At 73.2% G+C, this 7,881-nt stretch carries 11 protein-coding genes; 8 read left to right on the top strand and 3 right to left on the bottom strand.

Annotation, left to right across the window (positions count from 1 at the left end; all coding sequences use genetic code 11):
* From SM793_RS29760 to SM793_RS29745, 4 genes are all read left to right on the top strand, one after another.
* The coding region (locus SM793_RS29760) for an acyl-CoA dehydrogenase family protein (RefSeq protein ID WP_320441406.1) at nucleotides 1-106 on the top strand (106 nt) is incomplete at its 5' end.
* A 207-nt stretch (nucleotides 107-313) separates the two neighbouring features.
* Nucleotides 314-1,180 (top strand): oxidoreductase, encoded by an 867-nt coding sequence (locus SM793_RS29755; RefSeq protein WP_320441404.1) that lies wholly within the window; start codon nucleotides 314-316, stop codon nucleotides 1,178-1,180.
* A 177-nt stretch (nucleotides 1,181-1,357) separates the two neighbouring features.
* Nucleotides 1,358-2,605, top strand: coding sequence for a beta-ketoacyl-[acyl-carrier-protein] synthase family protein (locus SM793_RS29750; RefSeq protein ID WP_320441403.1), 1,248 nt, complete (start codon nucleotides 1,358-1,360; stop codon nucleotides 2,603-2,605).
* A gap of 105 nt (nucleotides 2,606-2,710) precedes the next feature.
* A complete protein-coding gene (locus tag SM793_RS29745; RefSeq protein ID WP_320441402.1) occupies nucleotides 2,711-3,208 on the top strand; it encodes a GNAT family N-acetyltransferase in 498 nt (165 codons plus the stop codon).
* 62 nt (nucleotides 3,209-3,270) lie between these two features.
* Here the strand turns inward: SM793_RS29745 and SM793_RS29740 are convergent, their stop codons facing one another.
* The gene (locus SM793_RS29740) at nucleotides 3,271-3,870 is read right to left on the bottom strand and encodes a hypothetical protein (RefSeq protein WP_320441401.1); all 600 of its coding nucleotides are present in this window, start codon (nucleotides 3,868-3,870) and stop codon (nucleotides 3,271-3,273) included.
* A gap of 250 nt (nucleotides 3,871-4,120) precedes the next feature.
* Here SM793_RS29740 and SM793_RS29735 point away from each other — a divergent pair, with 250 nt between their 5' ends.
* Nucleotides 4,121-4,774, top strand: coding sequence for a class I SAM-dependent methyltransferase (locus tag SM793_RS29735; RefSeq protein WP_320441400.1), 654 nt, complete (start codon nucleotides 4,121-4,123; stop codon nucleotides 4,772-4,774).
* 102 nt (nucleotides 4,775-4,876) lie between these two features.
* On the top strand, nucleotides 4,877-5,371 hold the full coding sequence (locus SM793_RS29730; RefSeq protein WP_320441399.1) for a peptidylprolyl isomerase: 495 nt from the start codon (nucleotides 4,877-4,879) through the stop codon (nucleotides 5,369-5,371).
* A 153-nt stretch (nucleotides 5,372-5,524) separates the two neighbouring features.
* Here SM793_RS29730 and SM793_RS29725 read toward each other — a convergent pair whose 3' ends face one another.
* Entirely contained in the window at nucleotides 5,525-5,965 is a 441-nt protein-coding gene (locus SM793_RS29725) for a DoxX family protein (RefSeq protein ID WP_320441398.1), read from the bottom strand.
* Nucleotides 5,966-6,081: 116 nt separating this feature from the next.
* On the opposite strand from SM793_RS29725, the gene SM793_RS29720 reads away from it, so the two are divergent.
* On the top strand, nucleotides 6,082-6,648 hold the full coding sequence (locus tag SM793_RS29720; protein WP_320441397.1) for a TetR/AcrR family transcriptional regulator: 567 nt from the start codon (nucleotides 6,082-6,084) through the stop codon (nucleotides 6,646-6,648).
* 38 nt (nucleotides 6,649-6,686) lie between these two features.
* Here SM793_RS29720 and SM793_RS29715 read toward each other — a convergent pair whose 3' ends face one another.
* A complete protein-coding gene (locus SM793_RS29715) occupies nucleotides 6,687-7,211 on the bottom strand; it encodes a peptidylprolyl isomerase (RefSeq protein ID WP_320441396.1) in 525 nt (174 codons plus the stop codon).
* Between the two features lie 145 nt (nucleotides 7,212-7,356).
* Here SM793_RS29715 and SM793_RS29710 point away from each other — a divergent pair, with 145 nt between their 5' ends.
* On the top strand, nucleotides 7,357-7,845 hold the full coding sequence (locus SM793_RS29710; protein ID WP_320441395.1) for a SitI3 family protein: 489 nt from the start codon (nucleotides 7,357-7,359) through the stop codon (nucleotides 7,843-7,845).
* The last annotated feature ends 36 nt before the right edge of the window (nucleotides 7,846-7,881 follow it).

The following is a 7,881-nucleotide window of genomic DNA, read 5'->3' as shown; positions in this document are numbered from 1 at the left end:
CCGGGACTATCCGTTGGAGCGGATGATGCGGGACGCGAAGATCACGCAGATCTACGAGGGCACCAACCAGATCCAGCGCATCGTGATGGCCCGCAACCTGCCGTAGCCCGGACCCTCCGGAAGGCACGGTCCGCGCCCGCCCGCGCGGACACCCCGGGAGCCCCCGGCCGAGCACGACTCGGCCGGGGGCTCCCGGCGTTGCGGCCGCCGGACCGGCCGGGACGGATATCCCCTGGACGCCCCGCCCGCCGGTGCCATAGAAGTGATCGTCAACTTCCCTGCGGGGAAGACGATTACGGGAGGAAACGCGCTGATGGACGACAAGTCGACCGATATCCCCGACGGCCGGGTCTGGCTGATCACCGGGGCCAACTCGGGCTTCGGCCTGGCCCTCGCCGAGGCCGCGCTGGCCGCCGGCGACACCGTGGTGGCCGCCGCCCGGCGGCCCGAGACCCTGGCCGAGGCGGCCGGGGCACATCCCGGGCGACTGGTGCCCGTCCGGCTGGACGTCACCGACCACGACCGGATAGCCGCCGTGGTGGCGGACACCGTGGAGCGGTACGGCCGGATCGACGTCCTGGTCAACAACGCCGGCCGCGGCCTGATCGGAGCCGTCGAGGAGTACACCGACCGCGAGCTGCGCGACCTCATGGACCTGCACTTCTTCGGCCCGGCCGCGCTCACCCGGGCTGTCCTGCCGCACATGCGGGAGCAGGGCTCGGGCGCGGTGGTCCAGATGTCCAGCATGGGCGGCCGCTTCACCTTCCCCGGCGTCGGGGCCTACTCGGCGACCAAGTTCGCCCTGGAGGGCCTGTCCGAGGCGCTGGCCAAGGAGGTGGCGGGCTTCGGCATCAAGGTGCTGATCGTCGAGCCGGGTGCCTTCCGGACCTCCTTCGCCGAGCGGAGCGCGCTCGCCTTCACGACCGCCCTGCCCGCCTACGACGGGATCGTCGGGCCGGTCCGCGACGGGCTCCCGGAGAGCGCCGGCAAGCAGCTCGGCGATCCGGAGAAGGCGGCCGCCGCGATCCTGGCCGCCCTGGACGCCGAGCACACCCCGCTGCGGCTGCTGCTCGGCAGCGACGCCGTCGACGCCGTGCTCGGCAGCCTGGAGGCGTCCGTCGAGGAGCTTCGGACCTGGGAGTCGGTGGGCCGATCCACCGACTTCGACGCCCAGGGGTGACCCGGGCGTTTATGTGGGATTCCTATAACTCCACAGTGTTCGAATCGGTGGGCCGACGCACCTGAGCGCCCATCAGGGCCGTGGCAGTGTGGCTGATGTGACCAGAGCTCCCCGTGCCCGCCGGTGCGGGGAGTTGTGGTCACCCCACAGTCCTACAGAAGCCAGGGAGTTCCTTCGATGGGTACCGACAACCACGCGTCCCGCGCCTTCGCCGCCGAGCCGGTGCTGGTCACCGGCCTCGGGGCGACCACCCCGCTCGGCGGCGACGTCCCCTCGACCTGGGCGGCGATGCTGGCCGGCGGGACCGGCATCCGGCCGATCCCGGCCGACTGGGCCGCCCGGCTCCCGATCCGGATCGCCGGGCAGCTCGCGGTCGAGCCGACCGAGGTCCTCGACCGGGTCCTGGCCCGGCGGCTCGACCGCTGCGAACAGGTCGCGCTGATCGCCGCCCGCGAGGCCTGGGCCGACGCCGGCCGTCCCGAGGTGGACGGCGAGCGGCTGGCCGTGGTGATCGGCACCGGCACCGGCGGCGCGCTCACCATGCTCGGCCAGGACGACGTCCTGGAGACCTCCGGCGTCCGGAAGGTCTCCCCGCACACCGTGCCGATGCTGATGGCCAACGGTCCGGCGGCCTGGGTCTCCATCGAACTCGGCGCCCGGGCCGGTGCGCACACCCCGGTGAGCGCCTGCGCGTCCGGGGCCGAGGCGATCGCCCTCGGCCTGGACCTCATCCGGCTCGGCCGGGCCGACGTGGTGGTGGCGGGCGGCGCCGAGGCGTGCGTCTGCCCGCTCACCCTGGCCGGCTTCGCCCAGGCCCGGGCCCACTCGCTGCGCAACGACGAACCCGGCCGGGCCTCCCGGCCGTTCGACGTCGACCGGGACGGCTTCGTGATCGGCGAGGGCGCGGCCGTCGTCGTGCTGGAGCGGGCCGGCTTCGCCGCCGCGCGCCGGGCCCGCGCCCACGCCGTGCTGGCCGGCGCGGCCGTCACCTCGGACGCCCACCACATCACCGCGGCCGCCTCCGAGGGTCAGGTCAGGGCGATCCGCCGGGCAGTGGCCGGGGCGGGGCTGTCACCGCTGGACATCGGGCTCGTCCACGCCCACGCCACCTCCACCCAGCTGGGCGACCTGACCGAGGCGGAGTCGGTCACCGCGGCGATCGGCACCCACCCGGTGGTGACCGCCACCAAGTCGATGACCGGCCACCTCTTCGGCGCGGCGGGCGCGCTGGGGGCGCTCGCCTCGGTCCTCGCGCTGCGGGACGGGACGGTGCCGCCCACCCGCAACCTGGAGCGGCAGGACCCGGCGGTCGGGCTGGACGTGGTCACGGGTGCCGCCCGCCGGGGGCCGGTCGGGGCGGTGCTCACCAACGCCTTCGGCTTCGGCGGGCACAACGCTTCGCTGGTGTTCACGCCCGCGCCCTGAGGCGGCCCGCGCCTTGAGGCGGCCCGCGGTGGTGGTGCCGGGGTGCCGGGGCGCCGTCGGGAAAACCGGGAGACCGGCGGGCGGGCACTCACTACCCTGACCGGCATGTCCACGGAATCCGCGCTGTCCCCAGCCCCGGCCGCGCTGCGGCTCGAACCGGTCACCCCGGCCAACATCGACGCCGCGCTGGAGCTGAAGGTCCGCCCGGACCAGGAGCACCTGGTCTCCCCGGTGGTCAAGTCGCTGGCCGAGGCGTACGCGCACGGCGGGGCGGCCTGGCCGAGGCTGGTCTACGACGGCGACCGCCCGGTCGGCTTCGTGATGGCCTTCTTCGACATCACCTTCTACCCGGACCGGCCGGGCGACCTGCCGCGCTCGGGCCTCTGGCGCCTCAACATCGCCGCCGGCACCCAGGGCAGGGGCTACGGCCGCTTCGCCGTGGAGCAGGTCGCCGCGGAGATCCGCCGTCGCGGCGGCCGCCGGGTCACGGTCAGCTATGTGCCGGGGGAGGGCGGTCCGGCGGGGTTCTACGAGCGCCTCGGCTTCCGCCCGACCGGCGAGTTCAGCGGGGACCAGGCCGTCGCGGAGCTGGACCTGTCCTGAACGGACGTGGGTGGGCGGCCCGGCCGCCGCCGGGCCGCCCACCCGTTCACCGGGGGACCGGCTCAGCCGACCAGGCGGAACTTGGTGGTCGGCACGCCCGGGATGCTGGCGCAGTCCAGGTTCGAGGTGGTGGTGCTGTAGGTCCAGCCGCGGGGCACGTCGCACGCCCACATGCCGTTGACCGGCGTGCGCAGGTGGAAGGTGGTGGCCTGGACGCCCTGGTTCAGGCTGCACCCGGAGGTGTAGCTGACGTAGTCATAGGTGAAGGCGGGTGTGCCCATGCAGGCGGTGAGGCCGTCGTACGGGACGCGCAGGTGGTAGGCGTTGGAGGTCACGCCGGGCTGCTGGCTGCAGGCGCTGCCCCAGCTGATGTAGTCGTAGACGAAGCCCGGCGCGCTCATGCAGGCGGTCAGGCCGTCGACCGGGGTGCGCAGGTGGAACTGCGGCGAGTTCCAGGTGCCGCCGCCGCTGCAGCTGCGGTTCATGGACACCTGGTCGTAGACGTAGCCGGCCGGGACGGAGCAGGCCCAGACGCCGTCCAGTCCCGTGGTGGTGGCGGAGGCGGTACTCGCGGTCGCGGCGCCGGAGAGCATCAGCGCCAGAGCGGCGAGGGCCGCGAACAGCGCGTTCCGGACGGTACGGACGGTTCGTGCGACGGACATGGTTCTCCTTCGGTGGAGGAGTGGCCGGTGGGTGCACGGTGCGGGGGTGACGGCGATCGCGGGTGAGCGTTCACTGTCGCCGACGGTTCTAGCACGCACGGCGGGCCGCCATCCCGACGATTCGCTCGAGTTGATCGTTCCGCCGCCGACCGTCTAATCGGCCCCGCGTGATTCCTCCGGTCCGGCTGGGTCGATCGCCGCCGCCACCCCTGCCGCGGCTGGCGCAGCGCCACCGGTAGGGTCGGTCGCCGTGACCACCGCCGAGCCCGAATTCCTCACCGCCACGCGGACGTTCTACGACGCCGTCGCCGCCGACTACGCCGACCGCTACCGCGACGCGCTGGCCGCGATGCCCTGGGACCGCGCCCTGCTGGGCGTGCTCGCCGAACTGGTGACGGCGGCCGGCGGCGGCCGGGTCGCCGACCTCGGCTGCGGTCCGGGCCGGATCACCGGCCACCTGGCGGACCTCGGACTGGACGTCTGCGGCCTCGACCTCTCCCCGCGCATGGTCGAACTGGCCCGGGCCGCCCACCCCGCGATCCCCTTCGAGACCGGTTCCCTCCTCGATCTGCCCTACCGTGACGGCGAGTTGTCCGGCGCCGTCGCCTGGTACTCGATCATCCACACCCCGGCCGGGGAGCTGCCCCGGGTGTTCGCGGAGTTCCGCCGCGTCCTGGCCGCCGGAGCCCCGCTCCTGCTGGCCTTCCAGGTGGGCGACGACGTCCTGCGGCTCGACCGCCCCTTCGGCCGTCCCGTCACCCTGGACTTCCGCCGCGGGCGGCCGGAGCGGATCGAGGCGCTGGCCGAGGCGGCCGGCCTGAGGGTCACCACCCGCCTGGTCCGCGAGCCGGAACCCGACGAGCGGACCCCGCAGGCGTACCTGCTGGCCCACCGGGCGGCGTAGCGGGCCCGGGCGCCCGGCGCCGCGGTCGGGGCGATCCGGTCCCGGGCGGGCCGTCGGGGGGTGTGCCGCGCGACGGCCCGCCCGGCATGCCATGATCCCTGCATGGGTTCCAACGTTTTCTTCGACATCACCATCAACGACGAGCCGGCCGGCCGGATCGTCTTCAAGCTCTTCGACGACGTCGTCCCGAAGACCGCGCAGAACTTCCGCGAGCTCGCCACCGGCCAGCACGGCTTCGGCTACGAGGGCTCGTCGTTCCACCGCGTCATCCCGGGCTTCATGCTCCAGGGCGGTGACTTCACCCGCGGTGACGGCACCGGCGGCAAGAGCATCTACGGCGAGAAGTTCGCGGACGAGAACTTCCAGCTCAAGCACACCAAGCCGGGCCAGCTCTCGATGGCCAACGCGGGCCGCAACACCAACGGCTCGCAGTTCTTCATCACCACCATCGTCACCGACTGGCTGGACAACAAGCACGTCGTCTTCGGCGAGGTCGTCGAGGGCCTGGACCTGGTGCAGAAGATCGAGGGCCTCGGCTCGCAGAGCGGCCGCACCAAGGCCAAGGTCACCATCGCCAAGTCCGGCATCGTGGAGTAAAGGGCGCACCCCTTTCCCCGCATTCGGACGCGGCCCGCAACTCGAGCGGGCCGCGTCCGCGCGTTTCCGGCGCCGGTCCGGCCCGGGGCGCCGGCGTGGTGCCCGGCGTGGTGCCCCGGTGCCGAACTGCGGTAGGGCACGGCGGCGCGCTGCTCAGACCGCCGCCGCGACCGCCGCCGCGAGGAACAGCACCTGCAGCGCGGTGCGCGCGGGCAGGGGGGTGACGGGCTTCCCGGCGAGGGTGCCGCCGGTGCGGGCGGCGTGCACGTTGGCGGGGAACATCGCGAGCATCAGCAGGGCGAGCCCGGCGCCGGCGTACGGGGCGAGCGGCGGGACGAGGAGCCCGGCGGCGCCGGCCAGTTCGAGGACGCCGGTGAGCGTGATGAGCAGTTCCGGGCGGGGGAGCGCCGGCGGGACCATCGCGACGAAGTCGCGCCGGAAGGCGGGCAGGAAGTGCGGCACGCCGGTGGTGACGAACATCAGGGCGAGGGCGCCGCGCACGGCGGGCTGCCAGGCGTCGAGGGTGTCGACGGCGAGGAACCCGAGCAGGCGGAGGACGGCGAAGCCGCCGAGGAGGGCGATGAGCGGGGCCATGGGGGACTCTCCAAGCTTGTCACCGGGTAATCTTGTCACTGGAAAGATTGGCCTGGGCGAGCGAACTTGTCAATGCCTAGATATGCTCGGGGGGTCGCCGACGAGAGGGATGTGCCATGGGCAGGGCCGAGAGCTACCACCACGGAAACCTGCGGCGGGCCGTGCTGGACGCCGCGATCGCCGCGATCGCGGAGTCCGGACCGTCGGGCTGGAGCCTGCGCGAGCTGGCGCGCCGGGCGGAGGTGTCGCACGCGGCGCCGGCGCACCACTTCGGCGACAAGGCCGGAGTGCTGACGGCGGTGGCGGCGGAGGGCTTCGAGCTGTTCGCGGACGCGCTGGAGCGGGCGGCGGGGGATCCGTACGGCTCGGGGGTGGCCTATGTGCGGTTCGCGGTGGACCACCGGCCGTACTTCGAGGTGATGTTCCGGCCGGAGCTGTACCGGGCGGACGACCCGGGGATGGCGGCGGCCCGTGACCGCGCGGGGGCGGTGCTCGCGGCCAGCGGCCGTGAGCTGTCCCGGGGGGAGCGGTCCGACCGGACCACGACCATCGCCGCCTGGTCGCTGGCGCACGGCTTCGCGAGCCTCTGGCTGAACGGCGCCCTGCCGGAGAGCGGGACCGGGGCGGACGTGGAGGAACTGGCCCGGGAGGTACTGCGGGTGGTGTTCGGCGGAGCGGAGTAGGAAGTCGACCGGACCGACTCCCTACTCCGGGGGACGGCTCAGCGGATCTCGACGGTGACCGACTCGATGACCACGGGCTCCACCGGACGGTCCGCCGGCCCGGTCGCGCTGCCGGCGATGGAGTCCACCACCTTCTGGCCGGCCGCGTCCGCGACCTCCCCGAAGATGGTGTGCTTCCGGTTGAGGTGCGGGGTGGCCCGGGTGGTGATGAAGAACTGCGAACCATTGGTGTTCGGACCCGCGTTGGCCATCGCCAGGAGGTACGGCTCGGTGAAGAAGAGTTCCGGGTGGAACTCGTCGGCGAACTCGTAACCGGGGCCGCCCGTGCCGTCCCCCAGCGGGTCGCCGCCCTGGATCATGAAGTGGGGAACGACCCTGTGGAAGGTCGTCCCGTCGTACAGCGGGGCCGTCGTGGCCTCCCCGGTCACGGGGTCGGTCCACTCCCGCCGGCCCTCGGCCAGCTCGACGAAGTTGCGCACGGTTCTCGGTGTGTGGAACTGGAACAGCTTGACGGTGATGTCGCCGTGGTTGGTCTTGAGGACGGCGTAGTACTGCGAGCCCATGGACGGAAGACACCTTTCGACGAATCAACCGGACCCGCCCGATCCTCCCACGCCACCCCGTCCCCGGACCGGACGGAGCGGGGCGGTGACCGGCAGGGCCGGGAGCGTCCTTCGATCGATTCGTGAACCTGTCCAGGAGAAGTACATGGCACTCTCGTACAGCTTTCAGATCGCCACCCTCCTGACCGTCCCCGAAGCGGGACGGCGGATCCTCGAGGTCGCCCGCGATCTCGGAGTCCTCGTTCCCTGCGAGAGCGTCGGGCGGCTGCTCGGGGACGGGGCGGTGACGGTGCGGGGCACCTGGGTCCGGGTGGTGCCGGCGGGGCGGTTCCCGTGGGGCCGCCCGCTGCTCGGAGGTGCTGTCTTCGCCCCGACGGTCTCCGCGGTCTTCCGGCTGGACAAGGGGGCCGACATCGCCGGTCAGCAGGACGACATGGTGCGGGTGGTGGCGGGCGTGCTGTCGGCGGTGGAGGGGGACGCGGCGCTCCACCTCGACTTCGAGGAGGTCTGGCTGGCGCGGCTGGGCGGCGGGTTGACGCTGAGCGAGCGTTCCGACGTGTGGCCGGCGGCGCGGCTCGCCTCGGTGCCGCTGCCGTTCGGCCGCCGGACGCACGAGTTCGACTTCGGGGACTAGCCAGGGGCTTCGGATCACACCGCCGGGCTTCGGGGG

The sequence above is a fragment of the Kitasatospora purpeofusca genome, assembly GCF_034043715.1.
Taxonomy (GTDB): Bacteria; Actinomycetota; Actinomycetes; order Streptomycetales; family Streptomycetaceae; genus Kitasatospora; species Kitasatospora purpeofusca_A.
This window is presented reverse-complemented; position numbering and strand designations above follow the sequence as displayed.

Excerpts from the sequence above, each read along its gene's own strand:
- SM793_RS29755 (WP_320441404.1), top strand. The coding sequence starts at position 314 with ATGGACGACAAGTCGACCGATATCCCCGACGGCCGGGTCTGGCTGATC.
- SM793_RS29750 (WP_320441403.1), top strand. The coding sequence starts at position 1,358 with ATGGGTACCGACAACCACGCGTCCCGCGCCTTCGCCGCCGAGCCGGTG.
- SM793_RS29745 (WP_320441402.1), top strand. The coding sequence starts at position 2,711 with ATGTCCACGGAATCCGCGCTGTCCCCAGCCCCGGCCGCGCTGCGGCTC.
- SM793_RS29740 (WP_320441401.1), bottom strand. The coding sequence starts at position 3,870 with ATGTCCGTCGCACGAACCGTCCGTACCGTCCGGAACGCGCTGTTCGCG.
- SM793_RS29730 (WP_320441399.1), top strand. The coding sequence starts at position 4,877 with ATGGGTTCCAACGTTTTCTTCGACATCACCATCAACGACGAGCCGGCC.
- SM793_RS29725 (WP_320441398.1), bottom strand. The coding sequence starts at position 5,965 with ATGGCCCCGCTCATCGCCCTCCTCGGCGGCTTCGCCGTCCTCCGCCTG.
- SM793_RS29720 (WP_320441397.1), top strand. The coding sequence starts at position 6,082 with ATGGGCAGGGCCGAGAGCTACCACCACGGAAACCTGCGGCGGGCCGTG.
- SM793_RS29715 (WP_320441396.1), bottom strand. The coding sequence starts at position 7,211 with ATGGGCTCGCAGTACTACGCCGTCCTCAAGACCAACCACGGCGACATC.
- SM793_RS29710 (WP_320441395.1), top strand. The coding sequence starts at position 7,357 with ATGGCACTCTCGTACAGCTTTCAGATCGCCACCCTCCTGACCGTCCCC.